Annotated in this window: 21 protein-coding genes; 17 read left to right on the forward strand and 4 right to left on the reverse strand. The window is 72.4% G+C overall.

Annotation, left to right across the window (positions count from 1 at the left end; all coding sequences use genetic code 11):
* Window positions 1-16 precede the first annotated feature (16 nt).
* Window positions 17-967, forward strand: a complete 951-nt coding sequence (locus tag BLA60_RS23715) for a GNAT family N-acetyltransferase (RefSeq protein WP_075135165.1) — start codon at window positions 17-19, stop codon at window positions 965-967.
* Here the strand turns inward: BLA60_RS23715 and BLA60_RS23720 are convergent.
* Together BLA60_RS23720 and BLA60_RS23725 are read right to left on the reverse strand one after the other, a co-directional pair.
* Window positions 948-2,576, reverse strand: coding sequence for a sodium:solute symporter (locus tag BLA60_RS23720; RefSeq protein WP_075135166.1), 1,629 nt, complete (start codon window positions 2,574-2,576; stop codon window positions 948-950). The genes BLA60_RS23715 and BLA60_RS23720 overlap by 20 nt on opposite strands.
* A gap of 3 nt (window positions 2,577-2,579) precedes the next feature.
* Complete coding sequence (locus tag BLA60_RS23725) at window positions 2,580-3,761, reverse strand: anhydro-N-acetylmuramic acid kinase (RefSeq protein ID WP_075135266.1); 1,182 nt, start codon at window positions 3,759-3,761, stop codon at window positions 2,580-2,582.
* A gap of 223 nt (window positions 3,762-3,984) precedes the next feature.
* Between BLA60_RS23725 and ngcE the strand changes: the two genes are divergently transcribed.
* The 4 genes from ngcE to BLA60_RS23745 all read left to right on the forward strand — a co-directional run bounded on the left by ngcE (window position 3,985) and on the right by BLA60_RS23745 (window position 8,354).
* On the forward strand, window positions 3,985-5,409 hold the full coding sequence (gene ngcE, locus BLA60_RS23730; protein WP_075135167.1) for an N-acetylglucosamine/diacetylchitobiose ABC transporter substrate-binding protein: 1,425 nt from the start codon (window positions 3,985-3,987) through the stop codon (window positions 5,407-5,409).
* Between the two features lie 104 nt (window positions 5,410-5,513).
* Complete coding sequence (locus tag BLA60_RS23735; RefSeq protein WP_245812110.1) at window positions 5,514-6,410, forward strand: carbohydrate ABC transporter permease; 897 nt, start codon at window positions 5,514-5,516, stop codon at window positions 6,408-6,410.
* Complete coding sequence (locus tag BLA60_RS23740; protein WP_075135168.1) at window positions 6,407-7,333, forward strand: carbohydrate ABC transporter permease; 927 nt, start codon at window positions 6,407-6,409, stop codon at window positions 7,331-7,333. The genes BLA60_RS23735 and BLA60_RS23740 overlap by 4 nt, the downstream gene beginning before the upstream one ends.
* Before the next feature lie 40 nt (window positions 7,334-7,373).
* The gene (locus tag BLA60_RS23745) at window positions 7,374-8,354 is read left to right on the forward strand and encodes a zinc-binding dehydrogenase (protein WP_075135169.1); all 981 of its coding nucleotides are present in this window, start codon (window positions 7,374-7,376) and stop codon (window positions 8,352-8,354) included.
* 3 nt (window positions 8,355-8,357) lie between these two features.
* On the opposite strand, the gene BLA60_RS23750 is transcribed toward BLA60_RS23745, so the two are convergent.
* Window positions 8,358-9,344: an NAD(P)-dependent alcohol dehydrogenase gene (locus BLA60_RS23750; protein ID WP_075135268.1), complete on the reverse strand. Its 987-nt coding sequence runs from the start codon at window positions 9,342-9,344 to the stop codon at window positions 8,358-8,360.
* 133 nt (window positions 9,345-9,477) lie between these two features.
* Between BLA60_RS23750 and ftsY the strand changes: the two genes are divergently transcribed.
* The 7 genes from ftsY to BLA60_RS23785 are packed head-to-tail and all read left to right on the forward strand — an operon-like array spanning window position 9,478 to window position 18,142.
* Window positions 9,478-10,782: a signal recognition particle-docking protein FtsY gene (ftsY, locus tag BLA60_RS23755; protein WP_425427083.1), complete on the forward strand. Its 1,305-nt coding sequence runs from the start codon at window positions 9,478-9,480 to the stop codon at window positions 10,780-10,782.
* A gap of 10 nt (window positions 10,783-10,792) precedes the next feature.
* Complete coding sequence (locus tag BLA60_RS23760) at window positions 10,793-11,380, forward strand: nitroreductase family protein (RefSeq protein WP_075135171.1); 588 nt, start codon at window positions 10,793-10,795, stop codon at window positions 11,378-11,380.
* A gap of 20 nt (window positions 11,381-11,400) precedes the next feature.
* The gene (gene aceB / locus BLA60_RS23765) at window positions 11,401-12,978 is read left to right on the forward strand and encodes a malate synthase A (RefSeq protein ID WP_075135172.1); all 1,578 of its coding nucleotides are present in this window, start codon (window positions 11,401-11,403) and stop codon (window positions 12,976-12,978) included.
* Between the two features lie 3 nt (window positions 12,979-12,981).
* Window positions 12,982-14,217: a DUF6986 family protein gene (locus tag BLA60_RS23770; protein ID WP_075135173.1), complete on the forward strand. Its 1,236-nt coding sequence runs from the start codon at window positions 12,982-12,984 to the stop codon at window positions 14,215-14,217.
* Window positions 14,214-15,527, forward strand: coding sequence for an allantoinase AllB (gene allB, locus BLA60_RS23775; protein WP_075135174.1), 1,314 nt, complete (start codon window positions 14,214-14,216; stop codon window positions 15,525-15,527). The genes BLA60_RS23770 and allB overlap by 4 nt, the downstream gene beginning before the upstream one ends.
* Window positions 15,524-16,609 carry an allantoicase gene (gene alc / locus BLA60_RS23780; RefSeq protein WP_075135175.1) on the forward strand — a complete coding sequence of 362 codons (1,086 nt, stop codon included), beginning with the start codon at window positions 15,524-15,526 and terminating at the stop codon, window positions 16,607-16,609. Before allB ends, alc begins: the two co-directional genes overlap by 4 nt.
* 42 nt (window positions 16,610-16,651) lie before the next feature.
* Window positions 16,652-18,142 carry a bifunctional phosphatase PAP2/diacylglycerol kinase family protein gene (locus tag BLA60_RS23785; protein WP_075135176.1) on the forward strand — a complete coding sequence of 497 codons (1,491 nt, stop codon included), beginning with the start codon at window positions 16,652-16,654 and terminating at the stop codon, window positions 18,140-18,142.
* Here BLA60_RS23785 and BLA60_RS23790 read toward each other — a convergent pair.
* Window positions 18,121-18,654: a (2Fe-2S)-binding protein gene (locus BLA60_RS23790; protein WP_245812111.1), complete on the reverse strand. Its 534-nt coding sequence runs from the start codon at window positions 18,652-18,654 to the stop codon at window positions 18,121-18,123. The two genes, BLA60_RS23785 and BLA60_RS23790, sit on opposite strands and share 22 nt — an antisense overlap.
* 289 nt (window positions 18,655-18,943) lie before the next feature.
* On the opposite strand from BLA60_RS23790, the gene BLA60_RS23795 reads away from it, so the two are divergent.
* From BLA60_RS23795 to BLA60_RS23815, 5 genes are all read left to right on the forward strand, one after another.
* Window positions 18,944-20,281: an ammonium transporter gene (locus tag BLA60_RS23795; protein ID WP_075135178.1), complete on the forward strand. Its 1,338-nt coding sequence runs from the start codon at window positions 18,944-18,946 to the stop codon at window positions 20,279-20,281.
* The gene (locus BLA60_RS23800) at window positions 20,278-20,616 is read left to right on the forward strand and encodes a P-II family nitrogen regulator (protein WP_075135179.1); all 339 of its coding nucleotides are present in this window, start codon (window positions 20,278-20,280) and stop codon (window positions 20,614-20,616) included. The genes BLA60_RS23795 and BLA60_RS23800 overlap by 4 nt, the downstream gene beginning before the upstream one ends.
* The gene (locus BLA60_RS23805) at window positions 20,616-22,985 is read left to right on the forward strand and encodes a [protein-PII] uridylyltransferase (protein WP_075135180.1); all 2,370 of its coding nucleotides are present in this window, start codon (window positions 20,616-20,618) and stop codon (window positions 22,983-22,985) included. The genes BLA60_RS23800 and BLA60_RS23805 overlap by 1 nt, the downstream gene beginning before the upstream one ends.
* Before the next feature lie 202 nt (window positions 22,986-23,187).
* Entirely contained in the window at window positions 23,188-24,759 is a 1,572-nt protein-coding gene (ffh, locus tag BLA60_RS23810; protein WP_075135181.1) for a signal recognition particle protein, read from the forward strand.
* A gap of 6 nt (window positions 24,760-24,765) precedes the next feature.
* On the forward strand, window positions 24,766-25,827 hold the full coding sequence (locus BLA60_RS23815) for an amidohydrolase family protein (protein ID WP_075135182.1): 1,062 nt from the start codon (window positions 24,766-24,768) through the stop codon (window positions 25,825-25,827).
* Window positions 25,828-25,829: the final 2 nt, after the last annotated feature.

Genomic DNA, 25,829 nt, shown 5'->3' on the forward strand with positions numbered 1-25,829 from the left:
GCCTCACACTCCGGCCATGTACCGAGTACGAACCGCGTCGCCGGCGGACCTGCCGAGCGTGATCGAGCTGGTCACGCGTCTGCAGGCGGATCCGGCACACCACATCGCCTACCACGGGGACTCGCCGGCGGAGGTGACCGAGGAACTGGCCGGGCTCGGCGGTGACTGGGCCGACCTGGCCGTGGTCGCCGCCGACGAGAACGGCCGGCTGCGGGGCGTGCTCAGCGTCGAGGTGGTTCACGAGGGGACCAGGGTGTTCCTGCACGGTCCGTACGTCGACGTCCCGGTCAACCACCCGGCCGCCGGCCAGCTGTGGCGCCGCACGGCCGACGCGCTGTTCGCCGCCGCCCGCGCCCTGCCGGCGATGACCAACGTGTCCGCCGTGGACTTACTGGGTCATCGCGACCACCGCCTGCTGGCCGACTTCGCCGCCCGCCACGAGATCCCCACCGGCGCCACCGTCCGCGTGTTCGACATCGCGGGGGCGGCGTTGGACGCGCTGGTCGGCCAGGCCGCCCAGGCCCAGCCGCGTCAACCGGACCGGGTCGTGGTCCTGCCCGACGACCCCGCCGTGCACACCGCCGTCGCCGTCCTGCACGACCGGTGTTTCCCCAACGCCCCCACCCCCGGCCCCCGGCTGGTGTCCGGCGAGGACGGGCACACCGTCGTCGTCCTGCTGGGCGAGGGCGGCCTGCTCGGCTACGCCGCTGGCTACGCGCAGGAACGCGAGTACTACGTGGACGCCGTCGGCGTCGACCCCGGCATGCGCGGCGTGGGCATCGGCCGGCTGCTGGTCCGCCGGCTGCTGGGCGAGCTGGCGGCGCGGACCGGCACCCGTGACCGCGCGTCGGCGACCATCAACCTCGGCAACGAGGCCTCCGAGCACCTGTTCACCGCCCTGGGTTTCGGCGCCCGCACGGAACTGGTCAGCTACCGCCGCCGCGACCTCACGCCGCCCGCGCGCTGACCTGCTCGGCCGCCGGCTCCGGCGGCCGGCCGCGGTGACGCAGGGCGAGCAGGCCGCCGACGACCAGCGTCACCGCGACCCCGAGCGGGGTGTACCACCAGCTGACCAGCGTGCGGACGCCCTCGGCCGGGGCGGCGGCGGAGAAGTCGACGGTGATCGAGGACCACTCGCCGTGGCCGTTGGCCACCGGATCGGCCTCGGCCGATGGCCCGACGAACTTGACCCCCAGGATCACGAACGTCATCACCGCCACGGTGACCACGAACGCGACGATGCCGTCGGCCTGGGTGGCCCGCCGCACGATCAGGCCGAGCAGGAACGCGCCGAGCAGCGCGCCGTAGGTGTAGCCGGTGATGCCCAGCGCCTGCACCACGATCGGATCGGCGGTGGTCTGGTTGGCGGTGGCGAACAGCCCGGCGCAGATGATCAGCAGCCCGGCCCACACCACCGTCCAGATCCGGCCCAGCCGCAGCCGGTGCTGGTCGGTGAGCGGGCGGCGGACGACCCGTTCGTAGACGTCGGTGACCGTCGCCGACGCCAGCGCGCCCAGCGACGAGGACAGCGCGGCGGCCAGGATGCCGGCGATCACGAACCCGGACAGGCCCGAGGGCAGCTCGGTGACGATGAACGACGCGAACAGCTCGTCGCGGTTGGCGAGCCCCAGCCCGCCGTCGGCGACCGGGTCGGTGGGCACCGCCGCCTGGTAGAACGCCCACATCATCACGCCGATGACCAGGAAGAACGCGAACTGCAACACGACGACGAAGCCGCTGGCGATCAGCGCCTTCTGCGCGGCGCGCTTGTCCCTGGTCGCCAGCAGCCGCTGCACGATGAGCTGGTCGACCCCGTGGGAGGCCATCGCCAGCATCGCCCCGCCGAAGAACGCCGCGATGAACGGGTAGCTGCCGGTGAGCACGTTGGAGGAGAAGTCGAACAGCTGGAACTTGTTGGCGTCCATGGCATCGCCGAACCAGCCGGCGGGCAGCGCCCCGGCCAGCGCGATCACCACGATGATCCCGCCGATGACGTACCAGACCATCTGGATGGCGTCGACCCACACGACCGCGCGCACCCCGCCGACGAACGTGTAGACGACCATCGCGATGCCCAGTACGGCCACGATCGCCCAGTAGGAGGCGTTGACGCCGTAGGAGGCGAGCACGACCTTGATCGGGATGGCGGTGGCGAACAGCCGGATGCCGTCGGCCAGCAGCCGGGTGAACTGGAAGGTGATCGACGCGGTGGCGCGCATGCCGTCGCCGTAGCGCTGGCCGAGGAAGGCGTAGGCGGTGACCAGTTCCCCGGCGACGTAGCGGGGCAGCAGGACGAACGAGACGATGATCCGGCCGACGATGTAGCCGAAGGCCAGCGTCAGGTAGGTCATGCCGCCGGCCTGGGCGGGCGCGACGTAGGCGACGACCGGGACCGACAGCACGGTCAGCGTGGAGGTCTCGGCGGAGACCACCGACACGCACACCACCCACCACGGGATGCGCCGCTCGGAGACGAAGTAGTCGGTCGCCGAGCGCTGGCGACCGCCGATGAGTACACCGAGCAGTGGCATTCCCACCAGGAACGCGACGATGATCGCGACGTCGAGCGCGCGCACGGTTTACCTCCCGCTGGTCGACGGTTGCCGCACCCGTAGTCGGGTGGGGGCCTCGGTCGCCGGTTCGGGCAGCCGCAGCGGCGCCGCGCCGGGGGTGATCGAGCCGAGGACGCGTGGACCGGCGGCGCCGGTCGCGTGGGGAACGTTGCCCGGCGCGCCGTTCCAGGACAGGAAGCCGAGCAGCGCGGTCAGGTAGGCCTCCTTGGCCTCGGTCGGCAGGCCGAGGTCGTCGCTGGTGTCCAGGGTGACGCCGTCGCCGAGACGGCGGCGCAGCGCGGCCATCAGTGTCGGGTTGCGGACGCCGCCGCCGGCGGCCACGACCCGGCGCACGCCGCCGGCCAGGCAGGCGTCGGCGATGGTGGCGGCGGTCAGCTCGACCAGGGTGGCCAGCAGGTTGGGGCCGCTGATGTGCCGGTCGACCCTGGCCAGCGCGGCGTTGAGGTAGTCGCGGTGGAACCGTTCCTTGCCGGTCGACTTGGGTGCGCGCCGGGCGTAGTACGGGTCGGCGAGCAGGACGCCGAGCAGTTCCTCGTCGACCTTGCCCTGGCCGGCGAGGTCGCCGTCGACGTCGAGTTGCCAGACGCCGTTGGAGATGGCCCTGGCGGCGACGTCGAGCAGTGCGTTGCCGGGTCCGGTGTCGAACGCGACCGGCGGGCGGTGGGCCTGGACGACGGTGACGTTGGCGATCCCGCCGATGTTCAGGCCGGCGGTGACGGTGTCGGGGTCGTGCAGCCACAGTTGGTCGAGCAGGCTGGCCAGCGGGGCGCCGTGCCCGCCGGCGGCGACGTCGCGGGCGCGTAGGTCGGCGACGACCGGCAGCCCGGTGCGTTCGGCGATCCAGGCCGGTTGGCCGATCTGCAACGTGCCGAGTGCCTGGCCGCCGCCTCCGCCGTTGCCCTCGCCCGGTTCGGCGATCCAGTGGTAGAGGGTCTGCCCGAGGGAGGCGACGAGGTCGGCTGGTCCGAGGGTGTCGAGGGCGTCGGCGGCGGCGGCCGCGAACGCCTGCCCGACTTCGGTGTCCAGTCGACACAGTCGTTGCGCGGTGCACCCGTTCGGCGGCAGGGCGCCGAGCAACCGGCCGCGCAGGTCTGGTGCGAAAGGCACCTCGAGGTGGCCTCGGGGCGTGAGGTGGATGGTTCCCCCGGTCAGTTCCAGCTCGGCGAGGGCAACGTCGACGCCGTCCATCGACGTTCCGGACAGCAACCCGATCACCCGGCACGTAGTCACTCAGTGTGGGTATGCCACCAGGTCATGGGTGTGCAAGATGGATCGTTAGTTCTTGACCTAATTGATGTCAGATCGGTTGGGTATTCCCGCTGGAAGGTATAGACCAAGGCGCTATCGTGTGTCACCCTGCGCCGGGGAGCGGGCTCACGCAGTGACTGGGACGCGAGGTTGAGGAGCGAGCATGACCAAGATTCCGAGTGGGTGGAGCAGGAGGAACTTCCTGCGTGGGGCACTCGCGACCGGCACGCTGGTGTTGCCGGGCTCGAGCGTCCTGATCGGCTGCGCGACGTCGGGAGGTGGCCAGGAACAGACCGAGGGCAAGGTCAGCGACGACAACCCGTTGGCGGTACCGGTCGACCAGCCGATCGAGATCTACATCTTCAAGGGCGGCTTCGGCGACGACTACGCCACCCAGATCCACGAGCCGATGTACAAGAAGCGCTACCCCAAGGCCGAGATCAAGCACAAGGCCGAAGTGGACATCGCGGGCGCGCTCCAGTCCCGGTTCGTCGCCGGCAACCCGCCGGACTTCGTCAACGACTCCGGCGACGGCGTGATCCCGCTGGGCCAACTGGTCGACGACAAGCAGCTCTACGACCTGACCGACCTGCTCGACGCCCCGAGCTGGGACGACCCGAACGTCAAGGTCCGCGACACCATGATCCCGGCCGCCATCGAGGAAGGCACGTTCGGGCAGACCCCGTACGTGCTGAACATGGCGATGACCATCTACGGCCTCTGGTACAACAAGACGCTGTTCGACAAGAACAGCTGGGCCCCGCCGACGACGTGGGCCGAGATGACCGAGCTGTGCAAGGAGATCAAGGCCGCCGGTATCGCGCCGTGGACCTACCCCGGTGTGCACGCCCGGTACATGACCTGGCCGCTGCTCACCATGGCCGCCAAGCTCGCCGGCGAGCAGGTACTGATCGACATCGACAACCTCAAGGAGAACGCCTGGAAGCACGAGGCGCTCAAGGAGTCGGCCGCCGCGCTGGCCGGGCTCAAGACCAGCGGCTACATCCTTGAGGGCACCGAGGGCATGGACCACATCCAGGCCCAGGGCGCGTGGAGCGCGGGCAAGGCGGCGTTCGTGCCGTGCGGGTCGTGGCTGGAGAGCGAGCAGTCCGACGCCACCCCGAAGGAGGGCTTCGAGTTCGCCTACCTGCCCGAGCCCGCGCTCAGCGAGGACGGCGCGCTGCCCAAGGAGACCCTGCGCGCCGCGCCCGGCGAGCCCTACATCGTGCCGGCCGCCGCCAAGAACCCGCGCGGTGGCCTGGAGTACATGCGCATCATGCTCTCCAAGGAGGGCGCGCAGGGCTTCACCAAGGAGCTGTCCAGCCTGACCGTGGTCAAGGGTGCCGCCGACGGCCTGGAACTGAGCCCCGGCCTGGTCTCGGCCCAGGAGGCGCTGGGCAAGGCCGACGACAACGTCATCAACTGGCGCTACCAGACCTGGTACGCGACCATGTGGAACCCCGGCATCAACGCGCACATGGGTGACCTGCTCGCCGGCCGGACCAAGGTGGACGAGTTCCTCGACGCGTGCGAGGGCGAGGCCAAGAAGGTCCGCGACGACGACTCGATCACCAAGTACGAGCGCTGACACCGGAGTCCTCGTTGTCGACCGACGTGTCCATTCGCAACTCCGTGCCACGGCGGCCGACCTCGAAGGCCGGACCTGCCCTGCAGCACGGGAAGGTCCGCTTCGTGGTGGCCTTCCTGGCGCTGCCGGTCGGGCTGTACGCACTGTTCGTACTCTCCCCGTACGTCCAGGCGATCTACATCTCGATGACCGACTGGACCGGGCTGACCGGTGACCAGACGTTCCTCGGGCTCGACAACTACGTGCGTCTGGCGGGCGACGGCCAGTTCCTGATCGCGTTGCGCAACAACGGGATCCTGCTGGTCGTCGTCCCCGCGCTGACCGTGCTGCTCGGCCTGTTCTTCGCCTCGATGCTCAACGTCGGCCGGCGCGGCCGGTCGGGCATCGAGGGCGTGCGCGGGTCCAAGGTGTACCGGGTCGTCTACTTCTTCCCGATGGTGCTGTCGGTGTCGATCGTGGGCGTGCTGTTCAAGTACGTCTTCGCGCCGACCGAGGCCGGCGGGGTGTTCAACGGCATCCTGCGCGGCATCGGCCTGGAGTCGCTGACCGCGCCGTGGCTGGGCGATCCGGCGTTCGCGTTCTGGATCGTCGTGCTGGTGATGGTCTGGTCGTTCGTCGGGTTCTACGTGGTGCTGTTCTCCGCGGCGATGCAGTCCATCCCCAAGGAGATCTACGAGGCGGCGCTGCTCGACGGGGCCACCCGGTTCCACACCTTCCGGCACGTCACCATGCCGCTGGTGTGGGACACCGTGCAGGTCGGCTGGGTGTACATGGCCATCCAGGCGATGGACGCCTTCGCGCTGGTGCACATCATGCTGGGCATCGGCGGCGGCCCGTCGCGCGATGGCGACGTGCTCGGCCTGGCGCTGTACCGCAGTGCCTTCAACGATTACCGGTTCGGCTACGCCTCGGCGATCGGCGTGGTCCTGCTGTTGCTGACCCTGGTCGTCTCGGCGGTGTTCCTCCGGGCGGCCCGGCGGGAGCGGGTGGAGTTGTCATGACCGTTGTCTCGTCCCCGCCGCAGGCGCCGGCCGCGCCGCCGCCCCGCCGCCGCACCCCCGGTGTCGGCTTCGGGGAGGGCGCGGTCAACCTGCTCAACGGGGCGTTCCTGTTGCTCTGGGCGCTGATCACGACCCTGCCGCTGGTCTGGGCGATCATCTCGTCGTTCAAGACCAACCGGGAGTTCCTGGCCGACCCGTTCGGTCTGCCGGCGGCCGCGCGGTTCGACAACTTCGCGCGCGCCTGGACGGCGGCCAACATCGGGCAGTACTTCGTGAACAGCGTCCTGGTCGTGGTGATCTCGGTGCCGCTGACGATGCTGCTCGGCGCGATGGCCGCCTACGTGTTGGCGCGCTACGAGTTCCGGGGCAACCGGCTCGTCTACTACGGCTTCGTCGGCGGGATGATCTTCCCGGTGTTCCTGGCGTTGGTGCCGCTGTTCTTCGTGGTGCGCAACCTCGGGTTCATCCCGGGGATCGGACCGCTGCTCGGGTTGAACAGCTACCTGTCGCTGGCCCTGGTGTACACGGCGTTCTCGTTGCCGTTCACGGTGTTCTTCCTGACCGCGTTCTTCCGCACCCAGCCGACCTCGATCGCCGAGGCGGCCATCGTGGACGGTTGCTCGCATTTCGGGTTGTTCTTCCGGGTGATGCTGCCGATGGCCAAGCCGGGGTTGATCAGCATCGGGCTGTTCAACGTGCTGGGTCACTGGAACCAGTACGTGCTGCCGGTGGTGCTGATGAACGACCCGGAACGCAAGGTGCTCGCCCAGGGGCTCGCGGCGCTGGCGATCAGCCAGGGCTACCGGGGTGACTGGACGGCGCTGTTCGCCGGGCTGGTGATCGCGCTGCTGCCGGTGCTGATCGTGTACGTGCTGTTCCAGCGGCAGGTGCAGGCCGGGCTGACCGCCGGTGTGCTGAAGTAGCTCTTGATCTCGACCTAACTGGAGGTCCTAGCGTCGGGTCATGCACGCGATCCGGCAACACGCCTTCGGTCCACCGTCCACCCTGAACCTGGAGTCCGTCCCCGACCCGGTGCCCGAGACCGGCCAGGTGCTGATCCGGGTCGGCGCGGCCGGGGTGCACCTGCTGGACACCGCGATCCGGTCGGGGACCGGCGGCGGGCCCTTCGGTCTGCCGGACCTGCCGATGACCCCCGGCCGCGAGGTCGCCGGGGTGGTCGACCGGGTCGGCCAGGGTGTGCCGGCGTCGTGGCTGGGCCGGCGCGTGGTCGCCCACCTCGGCCAGGCCAGCGGCGGGTACGCGGAGCTGGCGGTGGCGGCGCTGACCTCGCTGCACGAGATCCCGGACGGGGTCAGCGACGAGGCCGCGGTGGCCACCATCGGCACCGGGCGCACGGCCATGGCGATCCTGGCCGACGCCCGGATCACCGAGGACGACGTGGTGCTGGTGCCCGCCGCGGCCGGCGGCATCGGCGCGTTCGTGGTGCAGGCCGCGCGCAACGCCGGCGCCACGGTCATCGGCCTGGCCTCCACCACCAAGCTCGACGTGGTCCGGGGCCTTGGCGCGGACCTGGTCTTCGACTACACGCTCGACGACTGGCCCGACCGGGTCCGCGAGGCCCTCGGCGACGACGAGGTGACCGTGGTGCTCGACGGTGTGGGCGGCACACCGGGCCGCGACGCCCTGGACCTGCTCGGCGTCGCCGGCCGGCTGGTGATGTTCGGCTGGTCGGCCGGCCCGCTGGAGCTGTCGGCGGCGGACTTCTACGGCCGTGGCCTGACGGTCTCGGTGCCGATCGGCCAGCGGATCGTGCGCGAGCCGGGACTGCTGCGGGAGCTGGAGGAGCGGGCGCTGGCCGAGGTCGCCGCCGACCGGATCCGCCCGCTGACCAACCAGCCCATCCCGCTGGCCGAGGCGGCCCGCGCGCACGCCGAGCTGGAGGGCCGGGGGACCGTGGGCAAGGTCGTGCTGGTCACCCGGTGACGGTCAGACGGTGATGACGACCTTCGCGCGGGCGTGCTCGTGCTCCACGTACCGGATGGCCTCGGCGGCCTCGCGCAGCGGGTAGGTGCGGTCGATGGCCGGGGTCAGTGACCCGGCCTCGACCAGCTCCCGCAGCGAGGCCAGGATCCGGTGGTCGGGTGCGGTGCTCAGCAGCATCACCCGGTGCGCCTTGGCGAAGCGCGACATGACCGTGCCCTGCAGCACCAGGCCCATCGGCCCGAGCAGGCTGCCGCCCTCGTACACGCCGCCGCCGGAGAGCACCAGCCGCCCGCCGGGCGCCACCGCCCGCCGCAGCGCCGCGAGCGGATGGTTGCCGACCAGGTCGAACACCACGTCGTAGCGCTGCTCGCCGGCGGTGAAGTCCTCGCTGGTGTAGTCGATGACGTGGTCGGCGCCCAGCGAGGCGACGAGTTCGACGTTGCGGGTGCTGCACACGCCGGTGACTTGAGCGCCGAACGCCTTGGCCAGCTGCACGGCGAACGTGCCGACCCCGCCGGACGCGCCGTTGACCAGCACCCGCTGCCCGGCGCTCACCTCGCCGAGGTCGCGCAGCCCCTTGAGGGCTGTGTTGCCGGCCAGCGGCAGTGCGGCGGCCTGCTCGAAGGTCAGGCCGGCTGGCTTGTGGTCGACGCCGTGTTCCGGCACGCGGGCGTACTCGGCGAACGCGCCGTCGGCGTCGCCGAGGTCGCCGTAGACCTCGTCGCCGGGGCGGACGCGGGTCACCCCGTCACCGACGGCCTCGACGACGCCGGCGAAGTCGCGGCCACGGACCCTGGCCCGGGGTCTGCGTAGGCCCATCGTCAGCCGGGCGAAGTAGGGGTCGCCGCGCATGACGTGCCAGTCGTAGGCGTTGACGGCCGCCGCGCGGACCCGGACGAGGACCTCGCCGGGGCCGGGCTCCGGCCGGTCGATCTCGCGGAGTTCCAGGCTGTCGGCGCAGCCGTACCGATCCTGCACAATCGCCTTCATCACGTGCTCCCGGTGGGGTGGGGGAAGTGGTCGCGCAACGTTGTCAGCGACGCTACGAGCACGTGGGCCCGGTCACATCCGGGAACGCCCCTAGTTGGCCCACGGATCCCGCTGGCCGTCCGGTGATGCGAGGATGGCGCCCGTGTCCAGCACCGTGATCGTGATCATCGTCGTCGTCGCCGTTGTGCTGTTGGTCGCGCTCGTCGTGGGCGTGCGACTGAGCCGGCGTCGGCGGATCAGCCTGACCGAGCAGAAGCCGGCCGAGCAGGACAAGCCCAAGGGCTACCAGGCCGGCGGCGGGATCAGCCTCGCGCCCGGCGGCCAGCGCACGGCGGACGAATCCCCGGCGGCCACCGCCGAGAAACCAGCCGAGAAACCAGCCGAGAAACCAGCCGAGAAGCCGGTCGAGGAACCCGCTGAGGAACCCGCCGAGGAACCCGCCGCGGAGCCCGAGCCGGTCGCCGAACCGGAGCCGGCGCCCGCTCCCGAGCCCGTCGAGGAGATCGCGCCGACCAGCGGGCGGCTCGAACGGCTGCGCGGGCGACTGGCCCGCTCCCGGTCCACCTTCGGCACCAGCCTGCTGGGCCTGCTGGGCGCCGGCGACCTGGACGAGGACTCCTGGACCGACGTCGAGGACACCCTGCTGCTGGCCGACCTCGGTGCCGCCACCACCCAGGAGATCGTCGACCGGCTGCGCTCCGAGCTGGTCTCCCGGGGCGTGCGCACCGCCGACGGGGCGCGGGCGCTGCTGCGCGACGTCCTGGTCGACGTGCTGCACCCGGAGATGGACCGCGCCGTGCGCGCGCTGCCGCACGAGTCGGACGAGGGCAGGCTGCCGGCCGTCGTGCTGGTCACCGGCGTCAACGGCACCGGCAAGACCACCACCACCGGCAAACTGGCCAGGGTGCTGGTCGCCGACGGCCGCACGGTCGTTCTCGGCGCGGCCGACACCTTCCGCGCCGCCGCCACCGAACAGCTCGCCACCTGGGGCTCGCGGGTCGGCGCGGAGATCGTGCGCGGCAAGGAGGGCGCCGACCCGGCGGCGGTGGCGTTCGACGCGGTCAAGCGCGGCATCGAGTCCGGGGTGGACGCCGTGCTGGTGGACACCGCCGGCCGGCTGCACACCAAGACCGGCCTGATGGACGAGCTGGGCAAGGTCAAGCGGGTGGTGGAGAAGCAGACCAAGGTCGACGAGGTGCTGCTGGTGCTGGACGCCACCACCGGACAGAACGGCCTGACCCAGGCGCGGGTGTTCGCCGAGGTCGTGGACATCACCGGCATCGTGCTCACCAAGCTCGACGGCACCGCCAAGGGCGGCATCGTCTTCCAGGTCCAGCGTGAGCTGGGTGTTCCGGTCAAGCTCGTCGGTCTCGGTGAGGGCGCCGACGACCTGGCTCCCTTCGAGCCGGGTGCCTTCGTCGACGCACTCCTGGGTTAGGAGAGGGTCCATGGAGTTCCAGGACGTGGTGCGCCGGCGGCGGATGGTGCGCCGCTACCAGGACCGGCCGGTACCGGAGCAGGTGCGCGACCGCCTCCTGGACAACGCCACCCGGGGCCCGTCGGCCGGCTTCTCCCAGGGCCAGGCGTTCCTGGTGCTGGAGGGCGCGGACCTGGCGCGGTTCTGGGCGGTGGACGACCTGTGGGCGGTCGACTCGGTGCAGGAGACCGCGCCGCTGGTGATCGTTCCGCTGTCCTGCAAACGGGTGTACCTGGACCGCTACGCCGAGCCGGACAAGGGCTGGGCCGACCGCGACGAGGCCCGCTGGCCGGTCCCGTTCTGGCACATCGACACCGGCATGGCCGCGCTGCTGATCCTGCAGACCGCCGTCGACGAGGGTCTGGGCGCGCTCTACTTCGGCCTGCCGCCGGGCAGCGTCGAGGCGTTCCGCGCGGAGTTCGGCGTGCCGGCCGACCACGAGCCGATCGGCGCGATCGCCCTCGGCTACCCCGACGAGCCGGCCCAGCACCAGCTGTCCTCGGCCCGCACCCGCCCGCGACGCGACCGTGACGAAGTCATCCACCACGGACGGTGGTGATCGGACCTAGGGTGTAGACCATGGTCGACACCCAGGTACTCGGCGCAGCGGTCGAGCGTAGCGAGGAGATTCTCACCCCGGCGGCGCTGGCGTTCGTCGGCGAACTGCACGAGCGGTTCGCCGGCCGCCGCGACGAGCTGCTCGCCGCCAGGACGGCGCGCCGCGAGCAGGCCGCGCGCACCGGAACGCTGGACTTCCTGCCAGACACCGAGCGGGTACGCGCCGCCGAGTGGCAGGTCGCGCCGGCCCCGGCCGACCTCGCGGACCGGCGGGTGGAGATCACCGGGCCGACCGAGCGCAAGATGGCGATCAACGCCCTCAACTCGGGCGCGCGGGTGTGGCTGGCCGACCTGGAGGACGCCAACACCCCGCACTGGACCAACGTGGTCGCCGGCCAGGTCAACCTGTTCGACGCGGTGCGCGGCACGATCAGCTTCACCTCGCCCGAGGGCAAGAGCTACGCGCTCTCCGATGGCGTGCGCCCGGCGGTGATCGTCATGCGGCCCCGGGGCTGGCACCTCGACGAGCGGCACCTGACCGTCGACGGCCGCCGGGGTGTCGGCGCGCTGGTCGACTTCGGGCTGTACTTCTTCCACAACGCCGCCGCGCTGCTCGAACGCGGCAGCGGCCCGTACTTCTACCTGCCGAAGATGGAGAGCCACCTCGAGGCGCGGCTGTGGAACGACGTGTTCACCTTCGCCCAGCAGCGCCTCGGGATCCCGCACGGCAGCGTCCGGGCGACGGTGCTGATCGAGACCATCCCGGCGGCCTTCGAGATGGAGGAGATCCTCTACGAGCTGCGCGAGCACGCCTCCGGGCTCAACGCCGGCCGCTGGGACTACCTGTTCAGCCTGATCAAGTACTTCCGGGACGCCGGCTCGGGTTTCGTGCTGCCCGACCGCAACGACGTCACGATGACCGCGCCGTTCATGCGTGCCTACACCGAGCTGCTCGTGCACACCTGCCACAAGCGGGGTGCGTTCGCGATGGGCGGCATGGCCGCGTTCATCCCCAACCGGCGCGACCCCGAGGTCACCGAGAAGGCGCTGGCGAAGGTGCACGAGGACAAGCGGCGCGAGGCGGCCGACGGGTTCGACGGGTCGTGGGTGGCCCACCCTGACCTGGTGGGCATCTGCGCCGAGGAGTTCGACGCGGTGCTCGGCGACCGGCCCAACCAGCTCGACCGGCTGCGCGACGACGTGTCGGTGTCCGCCGCCCAGCTGCTCGACGTGGCGGCGACCCCGGGCGCGGCGACTGAGGCAGGTCTGCGCGCGGCGGTCGATGTCGGCGTGCGGTACCTGGCGTCGTGGCTGTCGGGCAACGGCGCGGCGGCGATCCACAACCTGATGGAGGACGCGGCCACGGCGGAGATCTCCCGCTCGCAGGTGTGGCAGTGGGTGCACAACGGCGTCGTGCTGGACACCGGCGCGAAGGTCACCACCGAGCTGGTCCGCTCGGTGCTCGACCAGACCAGGACGGCTCTGGCCGGTGAGCTGCCGGCGGAGTTCCTCGACCCGGCCGTCGAGCTGTTCGAGCAGGTGGCGCTGGCCGACGAGTTCCCCGACTTCCTCACCCTGCCGGCCTACGAGCGGATCTGAGGCGTGCCGACCTCGCTGGAGGGCCCGGCCGTCGCGGCGTTGGCGGCCCGTCTCGTGCCGGTGGACGCCGCCCGCGCCGCGCACTACCCGGGCGACCGGGGTGAGCGGCAGCCGGTGCACACCTGTTACGTGCCGGCCGACCAGGTCGTCGGCGACCTCGCCGGAACCTGGGGCGCGGCGGCGTTGGCCGCGCTGGCCGAGCACGCGCCCGACCCGGCGGCGCTGGCCGCGCTGCTGGGTCTGCCGGAGGAGCTGGCGGAGTCGGTGTACGGCAAGGTCGTGGCGAAGCTGCGCCGCGAGCCGGTCGAGGACCTGCGGGTGGACTTCGAGGACGGCTACGGCCGGCGCCCGGACGCGCGGGAGGACGCGGACGCGGTGCGCTGCGCGGCGCTGGTCGCCGGCTGGCGGTCGGGCCCGCCGTGGGTGGGGCTGCGGTTCCGGCCGTTCGACACGCCGGAGTCGTTCGCCAGGGGAGTGCGCACGCTGGACCTGTTCGTCACCGGGCTTGGCGCCGCGCCGGTGCTGACCTTCCCCAAGGTGACCGACGTCGAGCAGGTGTCGGTGCTGGTGGAGTTGCTGGAGCTGCTGGAGTCCCGGGTCGGACTGGACACCGGCGCGCTGCGCTTCGAGATCCAGATCGAGACCACCCAGTCCATTGTGGACAGCGAGGGTCGGTTCGCGGTCCCCCGGCTCGTCGCCGCCGGGCGCGGACGGGTCAGCGGGCTGCACTTCGGCACCTACGACTACACCGCCGCCTGCGGCCTGTCGGCCGCCGACCAGCACCTCGCGCACCCCGCCTGCGACTTCGCCCGCCACGCCATGCAGGTCGGCGCGGCCGGCACCGGCGTCGCCCTGTCCGACGGCTCGACGAACATCCTGCCGGTCGGCGACCGCGACGCCGTGCACGCGGCCTGGCGCACCCACTACGCCCTGGTCCTGCGCTCCCTGGAACACGGCTTCCACCAGGGCTGGGACCTGCACCCGGCGCAGCTGGTCACCCGCTACGCCGCCAACTTCGTCCACCACCTGCGCAACGCCCCGGCCGACGCCCGGCGGCTGCGCGCCTACCTCGACCGCGCCGACACCGGGATCCTCGACGAGCCGGCCACCGCCCAGGCCATGGCCAGGTCCCTGCGCCGCGCCCTGGACTGCGGCGCGCTGAACGCCGCCGAGGTGCACGCCCTGTGCGGCCTGTCCGAACCCGAGCTGGCCGCCGTCGCCCGCCGGGAGAACCCGTGACCGACACCGTCTTCCGGGCGTCGAGGATCCTCACCCCGGACGGTGAGGTCGCCGGCTGGGTCGCGGTCGACGACGGGGTGATCACCGAGATCTCCGACTCGCCGCTCACCGGCCGCGACACCGTCGAACTGGCCGACGACGAGGTCCTGCTGCCTGGCCTGGTCGACACCCACGTGCACGTCAACGACCCCGGCCGCACCGAGTGGGAGGGCTTCGAGACCGCCACCCGCGCGGCCGCCGCCGGCGGGATCACCACGCTGGTCGACATGCCGCTCAACAGCGTCCCGCCGACCACCGACCTCGCCGCGCTGGCCGTCAAACGCGCCACCGCCCGTGGCCGGGTGCACGTCGACGTCGGCTTCTGGGGCGGCGCCGTCCCCGGCAACCTCGGCGACCTGGTGGCCCTGCACGAGGCCGGCGTGTTCGGCTTCAAGTGCTTCCTGCCGCCCTCGGGCGTCGACGAGTTCGCCAACCTCGCCCCCGACGAGCTGGCCGCCGTCCTGCGTCTGCTGCACGGGATCGGCGCGCTGACGATCGTGCACGCCGAGGACCCGGCCCGGATCACCGAGGCCACCGGCCGGCACTACGCCGACTTCCTCGCCTCCCGCCCGCGCGCCGCCGAGAACACCGCGATCGCCCAGCTCGTCTCGCTGGCCAGCGCCGCCGACGCCCGGGTGCACGTGCTGCACCTGTCCTCGGCCGAGGCGCTGCCGGTGATCGCCGCCGCCCGCCGCGACGGGGTCGCGATCACCGCCGAGACCTGCCCGCACTACCTGACCCTGCGCGCCGAGGACGTCCCCGACGGCGCGACCGAGTTCAAGTGCTGCCCGCCGATCCGCGAGGCCGCCAACCAGGACCTGCTGTGGCAGGGCCTGGCCGACGGCACGATCGACTGCGTGGTCAGCGACCACTCGCCGTCCACCGCCGACCTCAAACGCTTCGACACCGGCGACTTCGGCGCCGCGTGGGGCGGCATCGCCGGCCTGCAACTGGGCCTGCCGGCGATGTGGACCGAGGCCAGGGCGCGGGGCGTGCCGCTGGAACGGGTCGTCGGCTGGATGTCGGCCGCCCCCGCCGACCTGGTCGGCCTGCGCCGCAAGGGCCGTCTCGCCGTCGGCCACGACGCCGACCTGTGCGTGTTCGCCCCGGAACACTCCTTCACCGTCGACGCCGGCCGGTTGCACCACCGCAACCCGGTCTCGGCCTACCACGGGCGCACGCTGACCGGCGTCGTCCGCTCCACCTGGCTGCGCGGCGAGCCGGTGACCGGCCGCCCCCGCGGCCGGCTACTGGTACGGGGGTTGGCATGAGCGACTGGACGGCCCTACCCGACCTGGCCTCGCGCCGCCTCGGCGGCGGCGTGCCGTGGGCCAACGACGAGGCGTTCGCCGAGCGGGAGAACCTGATCCGCCCGACCGACCCGGTGTTCTCGCCGGCGACCTTCGGCCACAAGGGCCAGGTCTACGACGGCTGGGAGACCCGCCGCCGCCGCGAACCCGGCTCGGACCAGGCGGTGGTGCGCCTCGGGCTGCCCGGCGTGGTGCGCGGCGTGGTCGTCGACACCGCGTTCTTCACCGGCAACTACCCGCCGTTCTGCTCGGTCGACGGGTGCGCCGTCGAGGGCTACCCGAGCCCGGCGGAGCTGGCCGACGCGGACTGGCGCCCGCTGGTGGCCCACTCGCCGCTGGCCGGCGACACCAGGAACGTCTTCGACGTCACCGACCCGCACCGCTTCACCCACGTGCGGCTGACCATCCACCCCGACGGGGGCGTGGCCAGGCTGCGGGTGCACGGCGAGCCGGTCGCCGACCCGCGCCTGCTCGAACCGGGCTGGCTGGACCTCGCCGCGCTGGACAACGGCGCCGCGATCACCGGGTGCAGCAACATGTTCTACTCCTCGCCGGCGAACCTGATCTCCCCCGGCTTCGCGTCGGTCATGGGCGAGGGATGGGAGACCGCGCGCCGCCGCGACGAGGGCAACGACTGGGTGTCGGTGCGCCTGGCCGGCGCCGGTGTGCCGCGCGTGGCCGAGCTGGACACCAGTCACTTCAAGGGAAACGCCCCCGGCTGGGCGTCGCTGACCGCCGGCGGTGAGGTGCTGCTCGACCGCGTCCGGCTGCAACCCGACACCCGCCACCGGTTCCCGCTCACCACCGCCGTCGAGGCCACCGACGTCCGCCTGGACGTGTACCCGGACGGCGGTATGGCGCGGCTGCGCCTGTGGGGCGCGCTCAGCGACACCGGCCGGGCGGCGTTCACGCTGCGCTGGTTCAACCTGCTGCCCGCCACCCAGGCCACCGCCGTCCTGGCCGCCGCCGGTCTGTCCGAGCGGGACATCCGGGCGACGGTCGAGGCCCGCCCGGTCGACGCGCTGCCCGCCCTCGGGATCTGAGGCGTTCTGCCGCCCCACCGTCAGCCGGCTACCGTTCGGTGGGTGATCAGACGCCTTCACCGTTCCCGCTGGCGGGTCGGCCGGTTCGACGCCGAACTGGTGCGGCGCAGCGGTGAGTTACCGCCGACCCGCTTCGACGACCTGTGCCGGCGCGTCGGGCACGCCGCCGACCACAGCAAGCTCTGGTTCGCCATCGCGGCCGTGCTCATCGCCCGCAAGGGCGCCACCCGCCGCGCCGGCCTGCGCGGGATCGCCGCCATCAGCGGCGCGTCGGTGTCGGCGAGCCTGGTCGGCAAGCGGCTGTTCCCACGCCGCCGCCCGGCCGCCGAACTGCTGCCCGAACCCCGCCGGCTCGTCCGCCGGCCCACGTCCTCGTCGTTCCCCTCCGGCCACGCCGCGTCGGCGTTCGCGTTCGCCGCCGCGGTCACCATGGAGCACCGGGGCGCCGGCGCGCTGGTGACGCCGCTGGCCGCCCTGGTCGGCTACTCCCGCGTGCACACCGGCGTGCACTGGCCAAGCGACGTCGCCGCCGGCGCGGCCATCGGTGTCGCCGCCGCCCGCGCGACCCGGCACTGGTGGCCGCACGGCACCGGCCTGCCCCAGCAGAGCGAACCGCCCGTCGAGGCCCCGGAACTGGAGTCCGGTGAGGGCCTGCTGATCCTGGTGAACCCGGCCTCCGGCGACGAGGACGTCGACCCCAGCGAACAGATCCGCGCGCTGTGGCCCAAGGCCGAGCTGATCCGCCTCGAACCCGACACCGACGCGGTCGCCGAGTTCGCGCTGCGGGCGGCGGCCGGTGACCTGCGCGCGGTCGGCGCGGCCGGCGGCGACGGCACCGTCACCTGCGTCGCCGAGGTCGCCGTCCGCCACGGCCTGCCGCTGCTCGTCGTGCCGGCCGGCACCCTCGACCACTTCGCCCGCGACCTGGGCATCGACGGCCCGGTCGACAGCGCCGCCGCCGCCGGGGCTGGCGCCGCGGTGCGCGTGGACGTGGCCAGGGTGTCGCTGGAACGCCGGGGCGGCGACCCGCGCCGGCTCCAGTTCATCAACACCGCCAGCCTCGGCGGCTACCCGGAAATGGTGCGGCTGCGGGAGAAGCTGGAGACCCGCTGGCCCAAGTGGCTGGCCGCCGCCCTGGCCATGGTCACCGCCCTGCGCAGTGCCCAGCCGATGCCGGTCATGATCGACGGCCGCCGCCGGCTGGTGTGGATGCTGTTCGTCGGCAACGGTTCCTACGAGCCGAAGGGTTTCGGTGCCGCCCGCCGCGCGAGCCTGGCCACCGGCCTGCTCGACGTCCGCTACCTGCGCGCCGACCTGCCGTACTCGCGCGCCCGGTTCGTCGCCGCCGCCCTCACCGGCACCCTGCGCACCAGCCACGTCTACCGCCACTTCGAGTCGCCGCGCGTCGAGGTCCGGTTGCTCGGAGGCCCCCGGCGGATCGCCACCGACGGCGAGGTCGGCCCGCTGGGCCGGCGGTTCACCTTCCAGCTCGACCCTGGCGCGCTGAGCGTCTACCGGCTCCCACCGCCGTGAGCGTCGTCCTGACCGAACGCCGCCCGCAGCCGGCGCTGCCGGTCCGCCGGCAGCTGGCGCGGGCAGCTCAGACACTTGTCCTGGCCCGGCCCCTGGTAGATCAGGCAGCACGACGCGCGGCGCACCACCGGCGTGCCGCCGACCGACACGTACCGGGGCGCCGGCAGCGCCGGCCCCACCCGGGCCGCCAGCTCCCCGGCCACCGCCGGGTCGCCGCCCGACCACAGCACCTGGTTGGCCAGCGAGTCGGTGGCGATCGCCCACAGCGCAGGCTCCGGCGCGCCGCTGGCCGCGGTGACCTCGCCGATCGCCGTGCCCAACGCTGTCCGCAGCCGTGAACCCAGCTCCGGTTCGGCGACGTGCGCACGGGACCGGGCGTCGAGCACCCGCCCGTCCGGGTGCAGGAACAGCACCACCGACGCCAGCGCCGGGTCGGCCACCGGCCCGCCGCGTACGAACGAGGACACCGGCGGGCCCAGCAGCACCGAGCTGACCGAGTACCACCACAGCACGCCGGCCGAGGCCGGGCGCGCCAGCCGGTAGCGGGCGGCGGTCTCGGCCAGCCGCGCGTCCAGCCAGGCCCGGTCGGTGACCGAGGAGGCGGGGGCGGGGACGAGACCGTCCGGTTGGGCTGCGATACCGCGAGACTAGCCCGGTCCACGCCGGAAACCTGCTCGTAACACGAACAACCGGACAGTTCACGGCCGTGAAACGTGGGACGCGATCCTGCGAAACGTGACTTCTCGATGCTCCTCCGCAAGGTCGACGGCCGTCCGGGGGCAGGACAAGAGGAGGACAAGCGTGGAAGGGAATACGGCCTGGGTGCTCACCAGTGCCGCCCTGGTGCTGTTGATGACGCCGGGTCTGGCGTTCTTCTACGGCGGCATGGTGCGTACCAAGAGCGTGCTCAACATGCTGATGATGTGTTTCGGCGCGATGGCCGTCGTCGGTGTGCTGTGGCTGGTGTTCGGGTACTCACTGGCCTTCGGCGACGACGTCGCCGGCGGTCTGCTCGGTGACGTGTCGCAGTTCCTCGGGCTCAGCGGACTGCTCGGAGCCCCCGAGGACGGCTCGACGCTCGCCTTCGTGGCGTTCCAGGCGATGTTCGCGATCATCACGGTCGCGCTGATCGCCGGTGCGGTCGCCGACCGCGTCCGGTTCGGCGCCTGGCTGCTGTTCGCCGCGCTGTGGGCCACGGTGGTCTACTTCCCGGTGGCGCACTGGGTGTTCGACTTCAGCAACGAGGACACCGGGCACGTCGGCGGCTGGATCGCCAACAACCTGGGTGCCCTGGACTTCGCCGGCGGCACGGCGGTGCACATCAACGCCGGTGCGGCCGCCCTGGCCCTGGCGATCGTGGTCGGCAAGCGGCGCGGCTGGCCCAAGGAGCCGATGAAGCCGCACAACCTGCCGTTCGTGATGCTCGGCGCCGGCCTGCTGTGGTTCGGCTGGTTCGGTTTCAACGCCGGGTCGGCGCTGGCCGCCAACGGCCTGGCCGGTGTCGCGTTCATCAACACCATCGGCGCGACCTGCGCGGCGATCCTGGGCTGGTTGCTGATCGAGCGGCTGCGCGACGGGCACGCCACCAGCCTCGGTGCCGCGTCCGGCGTGGTGGCCGGGCTGGTCGCCATCACCCCGGCCTGTGCGTTCGTCGACGTCTGGGGCGCGCTGGCGATCGGGCTGGTCGCCGGTGGGCTGTGCGCGCTGGCCGTGGGCCTGAAGTACCGCTTCGGCTACGACGACTCGCTCGACGTGGTCGGCGTGCACCTGGTCGGTGGCCTGGCCGGCACCCTGCTGATCGGCCTGTTCGGCACGGTCAACGCCAACCCGGACGGTGTCGACGGCCTGTTCTACGGCGGCGGCGTCGAGCAGTTGGGCAAGCAGGTGGTCGGCGCGGTCGCGGTGATGGCCTACTCGCTGGTCCTCACCTTCGGCATCGCCTACCTGATCAAGATCACGATCGGCCTGCGGATCCCCGACGAGGCCGAGGTCAACGGCATCGACGAGGCCGAGCACGCGGAGACGGCCTACGAGTACTCGGCGCTGCGCAGCGGCGGCGCGTCGTCGATCGGCCGCGCAGCGGACACCCTCGCCGGCAAGGTCCCGGCGAACGCGAGCAAGGAGGGCGCCACGTCATGAAGCTGGTCACGGCGATCATCAAGCCGTTCACGCTCGACGACGTGAAGGCGGCGCTGGAACAGGTCGGCGTGCTGGGCATGACCGTCAGCGAGGTCCAGGGCTACGGCCGGCAGAAGGGCCACACCGAGGTCTACCGGGGTGCCGAGTACTCGGTCGACTTCGTGCCCAAGGTCCGGATCGAGGTCCTGGTCGACGACGCCCTCGGGGACAAGGTGGTCGACGCCGTGGTCGAGGCGGCCCGCACCGGCAAGATCGGCGACGGCAAGGTCTGGGTCACCCCGGTGGACACCGTGGTCAGGGTGCGCACCGGAGAGCGCGGCACCGACGCGCTCTGATGGCCTCCGGTCCCAGCGTCGACCCCGGAACCGACCCGACCGCCGCGGACCTGGTGCTGGCCCGCGACCGCCTGCTCGGCGGTCGCGGGCCGCACCAGGCCGGGCGGCTCGGGCCGGAGGCGTTGCGCGAGGCGCTCGCCGACCTGCACGAGTTCTGGCTGACCGTGCACGCCGCGCACGCCGGGATCGGCGCCGGCCGCCAGGGCCTGGCGCTGGTGGCGGTCGGCGGCCTCGGCCGGCGCGAGCTGGTGCCCTACTCCGACCTCGACCTGGTGCTGGTCCACGCCGGCCGCGACTCCGACGCCGACATCGACGAGATCGCCGGCCGGCTGTGGTACCCGCTGTGGAACGCCGGCATCGGGCTGGACCATTCGGTGCGCACCGTCGGTGAGGCGATCGACGTCGCCGGCCGCGACCTGCGTACCGCGTTGGGCCTGCTCGACGCCCGTCACCTCGCCGGCGACGCCACCCTCAGCCGCGCGCTGGCCGACCAGGCCCGCGAGGCCTGGCGGACCGGCGTCCGCAAACGTTTCGACGAACTGCACGACTCGGCCCGCGAACGGTGGCGGCGCACCGGCGAGGTCGCCCACTGGGTGGAGCCCGACCTCAAACACGGCCGGGGCGGCCTGCGTGACCTGGCCATCCTCGACGCCCTGGCATTGGCCCAGCTGGTCGACCGCCCGGCCGGCGAGGTCGCCAAGGCCCGCCGCCTGCTGCTGGACACCCGCACCGAGTTGCGTCGCCTCGCCGGCCGCCCCCGCGACGTGCTGATGCCCCAGGACGGCGACGAGATCGGCGCGGTACTGGGCATCGGTGACCGTTTCACCCTGGCCAGGGCGCTGTCCGGCGCCGGCCGCTCGGTCGCCTACGCCGTCGACGTGGCACTGCGCGCCGGCCAGCAGGGCCGCCGCCGGGTCCTCACCGTGCTGCGCCGCGCCCCGGCCCGCCGACCGCTGGCCGAGGGCGTGGTGACCACCGCCGAGGAGGTGACGCTGGCCCGCGACGCCGACCCCGGCCGTGATCCCGGCCTGCTGCTGCGGGTCGCCGCCGCCGCGGCCCGCACCGCCCGCCCGATCGCCCCGGGGGCCCTCACCCGCCTCAGCGAGTCGGCGCCGGAGCCGCGCGGCCCGTGGCCCGCCCAGGTCCGCCAGGAACTGGTGTCGCTGCTGGGCGCCGGCGACGGGCTGGTCGACGTGGTCGAGGCCCTGGACCGGACCGGCCTGTGGGCCCGCCTGTTCCCCGAGTGGGGCGCGGTGCGCGACCTGCCGCCGCGCGACGCCGCCCACGTGTGGACCGTCGACCGCCACCTGATCGCGGCGACCGCCCACGCCGCCCGGCTGGTCACCGCCGTGTCCCGCCCGGACCTGCTGCTGATCGGCGCCCTGCTGCACGACCTCGGCAAGGGCCGCGACGCCGACCACTCGATCGTCGGGGCGGCGCTGGCCACGCAGGTGGGGGAGCGGCTCGGCCTGCCGGAACGCGACGTGGCGACCCTCTCGGCGATGGTGCGCCACCATCTGCTGCTGCCGCACACCGCGACCCGCCGCAACATCGAGGACGAGTCGACCGTGCGACGCGTCGTGGACACCCTCGACGGTGACCCGGTGCTGCTGTCGCTGCTGCACGCACTGGCGGAGGCCGACTCGCTGGCCACCGGCCCCGGCGTGTGGACCGACTGGAAGGCCACCCTGGTCGCCGACCTGGTGACCCGCTGCCAGGCCATGATGGCCGGTGAACGTCCGCAGGCGCCTCGCCCCATCGACCCGGCGGCCCGCGCCGTCGCCGAGTCCGTCGCCGCCACCGGTCGCCCGGACGTGCTCATCGACACCGGCGGCCCGGTCGCGACCATCACCATGGTCGCCCCGGATCACCCCGGGCTGTTGTCCATGGCCGCCGGTGTCCTCGCCCTGCACTCGCTGCGGGTCCACGCGGCCGAGCTGCGTTCGCACGCCGGCGTCGCCGTGGACACCTTCGCGGTGTCACCCCGGTTCGGCTCCCTGCCCGACGTCGCCCTGCTGCGCGAACGGTTCGGCCGGGCCGTGTCCGGGTCGCTGCCGTTGGCGGAGAAGGTCGCCGCCAAGGAACGTGACTACGCCGACCGGCTCGACGACCCACCGCAGCCCCGAGCCCGCTGGTTCGACGACGAGGCCGTCGGCGGTGTGCTGGAGCTGCGGGCCGCCGACCGCCTCGGTCTGCTCCACGACGTGGCCGCCGCCCTGGAACGGTGCGGCGCCGACGTCGTGTGGGCACGGGCCCTTCAGGTCGGTGGGACGGCGATAGCGTCGTTCTGCCTGGCCGGAGTGGGCCCTGACCAGCGAGTTCAATTGCGACAGGCTGTTGTCGAGGCATGCCGTTCGGTCACTGAGTAGTTCTCCTCATGAGCAATGGGGGGCGATCACGCTCCCTGGGTCGGGCCGAGTCGACGAGGCTTCCTCGTGCGCGCCGGGGAGGGCGCGCATCAGGAAGGGGCGGGGCTCGTCGAGGGGTCGAGGCCCGCCCCGGCTCCTGGTCGGGTCGGGTCAACCTTCACGTACCGGGAGTGCGGTGTCGGTGAGCGGCTAGGCTCGACGTGTGTTCGACACTCTCTCCGATCGGCTCACCTCGGTTCTGCAGAACCTGCGCGGCCGTGGCCGGCTGTCCGAGGCCGACATCGACGCCACCGCGCGCGAGATCCGCATCGCGCTGCTGGAGGCGGACGTCGCGCTGCCCGTGGTGCGGACGTTCATCGCGAACGTCAAGGAACGGGCGAAGGGCGCGGAGGTCTCCGGCGCGCTGAATCCGGCGCAGCAGGTCGTCAAGATCGTCAACGAGGAGCTCGTCGGCATCCTCGGCGGTGAGACCAGGCGGCTGAACCTGGCCAAGACCCCGCCGACCGTGATCATGCTCGCCGGTCTCCAGGGTTCCGGTAAGACGACCCTGGCCGGCAAGCTCGCCCGCCATCTGCTCACCCAGGGGCACACCCCGATCCTCGTCGCCTGTGACCTGCAGCGGCCCAACGCCGTGACCCAGCTCCAGGTCGTGGGGGAGCGCGCGGGCGTGACGACGTTCGCGCCGGAGCCGGGTAACGGGGTCGGTGATCCGGTCGACGTCGCGCGGCGTTCGATCGAGGAGGCCAAGCGGGCCCAGCACGACGTGGTCATCGTCGACACCGCCGGTCGGCTGGGTGTCGACGAGGAGATGATGCGGCAGGCCGCCGACATCCGCGAGGCGGTCCAGCCCGACGAGGTCCTGTTCGTCGTCGACGCGATGATCGGTCAGGACGCGGTCACCACGGCCGAGGCGTTCCGTGACGGTGTCGGGTTCACCGGTGTCGTGTTGACCAAGCTCGACGGTGACGCCCGAGGCGGCGCGGCGCTGTCGGTCCGCGAGGTCACCGGCCAGCCGATCCTGTTCGCCTCCAACGGCGAGAAGCTTGAGGACTTCGACGCCTTCCACCCCGACCGGATGGCCAGCCGCATCCTCGGCATGGGTGACGTGCTGACCCTGATCGAGCAGGCCGAGCAGGCCTTCGACCAGGAGCAGGCCGAGGCTGCCGCCGCCAAGATCGGCACCGGTGAGCTGACGCTGGAGGACTTCCTGGAGCAGATGCTCGCGGTCCGCAAGATGGGCCCGATCGCCAATCTGCTCGGCATGCTCCCCGGCGCCGGCCAGATGAAGGACCAGCTCGCGGCCGTCGACGACAAGCACCTGGACCGCCTGCAGGCGATCATCCGGGGCATGACCCCGGCCGAGCGCACCGACCCCAAGATCATCAACGCGTCGCGCCGGCTGCGGATCGCCAAGGGCTCCGGCGTGGCCGTGCGCGAGGTCAACGACCTGGTCAACCGCTTCTACGAGGCGCGCAAGATGATGCAGCAGATGGCCGGCCGCTTCGGCCTGCCCGGCTCGAACCGGGGCAGCAAGTCCCGCAAGGGCAAGAAGGGGAAGAAGGGCAAGAACCGGGGCCCGACACCGCCCAGGATGCGCGGCGGCCTGCCCGGCATGATGCCCGGAATGCCCGGCGGGATGCCCGATCTGTCCAAGATGCCCCCCGGCCTCAACGAACTTCCTCCCGGTCTCGCCGGTCTCGACCAGCTGCCGCCCGGCTTCGACCCGAAGAAGTTCACGCTGCCCAAGAAGAACAAGGACGACAAGGACAAGTAGCGCCTGATGACGGCACTGCACCTGCGCGGCGTCGTGCTCCCGGAAGGCGAGGAGCGCGACCTGTGGATCGTCAACGGACGCATCCGCACCCAGCCGGTGCCCGGCGCGCGCACCGTCGTCGACGGCGGCTACCTGCTGCCCGGGCTGGTCGACGCCCACTGCCACGTCGGCATCGCCGAAACCATCGACCAGGCCGCCGAGCAGGCACTGGCCGACCGCGACGCCGGCACCCTGCTGCTGCGCGACTGCGGCGCCCCGCTGGACACCACGCCGCTGCAGGAACGCCTCGACCTGCCCCGGATCATCCGCGCCGGCCGGCACATCGCCCGCCCCAAGCGCTACATCCGGGGTATGGCCGAGGAGATCGACGACCCGGCGCTGCTGCCCGAGGTGGTGGCCGAGCAAGCCGCCATCGGCGACGGCTGGGTCAAGCTCGTCGGTGACTACATCGACCGGGAGACCGGTGACCTGGCCCCGCTGTGGCCCGACGACGTGCTGGCCGACGCGATCGCCACCGCCCACGACGCCGGCGCCCGGGTCACCGCGCACATCTTCGGCACCGACGGCCTGCTCAACCTCATCGAGGCCGGCATCGACTGCGTCGAGCACGGCACCGGCCTGACCGACGAGACCGTCGCCGCCATGGTCGAGCACGGAACGGCCCTGGTCCCGACGCTGATCAACATCGAGACGTTCCCCGGGATCGCCGCCGGCGCCGGCAAGTACCCGCGCTACGCCGAGCACATGCGCGACCTGCACCGCCGAGTCCGCACGACCGTGTCCACGGCCATCGAGGCCGGGATCCCGGTCTACGCGGGCACCGACGCCGGCGGCGGCATCGCCCACGGCCGCCTCGTCGACGAGATCATCGCCCTGCACGAGGCCGGCATGTCCCGCGAGCAGGCGCTGGCCGCCGGCTCGTGGCAGGCCCGTTCGTGGCTGGGCTGGTCGGGCATCCAGGAGTCGTCGGCGGCCGACGTCCTGGCCTTCGCCACCGATCCGCGTGAGGACCTGGCGACCCTGCGTGAGCCGACCCGGCTGATCCTGCGCGGTCGCGTCATCGCCTGACC

The sequence above is a fragment of the Actinophytocola xinjiangensis genome (assembly GCF_001921215.1).
GTDB lineage: Bacteria > Actinomycetota > Actinomycetes > Mycobacteriales > Pseudonocardiaceae > Actinophytocola > Actinophytocola xinjiangensis.

Bases quoted from the DNA above. Each gene is read 5' to 3' on its own strand.
- BLA60_RS23805 (WP_075135180.1), top strand. From the start codon at position 20,616: ATGGCCTCCGGTCCCAGCGTCGACCCCGGAACCGACCCGACCGCCGCG.
- ngcE (WP_075135167.1), top strand. From the start codon at position 3,985: ATGACCAAGATTCCGAGTGGGTGGAGCAGGAGGAACTTCCTGCGTGGG.
- BLA60_RS23745 (WP_075135169.1), top strand. From the start codon at position 7,374: ATGCACGCGATCCGGCAACACGCCTTCGGTCCACCGTCCACCCTGAAC.
- aceB (WP_075135172.1), top strand. From the start codon at position 11,401: ATGGTCGACACCCAGGTACTCGGCGCAGCGGTCGAGCGTAGCGAGGAG.
- ftsY (WP_425427083.1), top strand. From the start codon at position 9,478: ATGGCGCCCGTGTCCAGCACCGTGATCGTGATCATCGTCGTCGTCGCC.
- BLA60_RS23740 (WP_075135168.1), top strand. From the start codon at position 6,407: ATGACCGTTGTCTCGTCCCCGCCGCAGGCGCCGGCCGCGCCGCCGCCC.
- alc (WP_075135175.1), top strand. From the start codon at position 15,524: ATGAGCGACTGGACGGCCCTACCCGACCTGGCCTCGCGCCGCCTCGGC.
- BLA60_RS23725 (WP_075135266.1), bottom strand. From the start codon at position 3,761: ATGGACGGCGTCGACGTTGCCCTCGCCGAGCTGGAACTGACCGGGGGA.
- BLA60_RS23800 (WP_075135179.1), top strand. From the start codon at position 20,278: ATGAAGCTGGTCACGGCGATCATCAAGCCGTTCACGCTCGACGACGTG.
- BLA60_RS23760 (WP_075135171.1), top strand. From the start codon at position 10,793: ATGGAGTTCCAGGACGTGGTGCGCCGGCGGCGGATGGTGCGCCGCTAC.
- BLA60_RS23815 (WP_075135182.1), top strand. From the start codon at position 24,766: ATGACGGCACTGCACCTGCGCGGCGTCGTGCTCCCGGAAGGCGAGGAG.
- BLA60_RS23750 (WP_075135268.1), bottom strand. From the start codon at position 9,344: ATGAAGGCGATTGTGCAGGATCGGTACGGCTGCGCCGACAGCCTGGAA.
- BLA60_RS23715 (WP_075135165.1), top strand. From the start codon at position 17: ATGTACCGAGTACGAACCGCGTCGCCGGCGGACCTGCCGAGCGTGATC.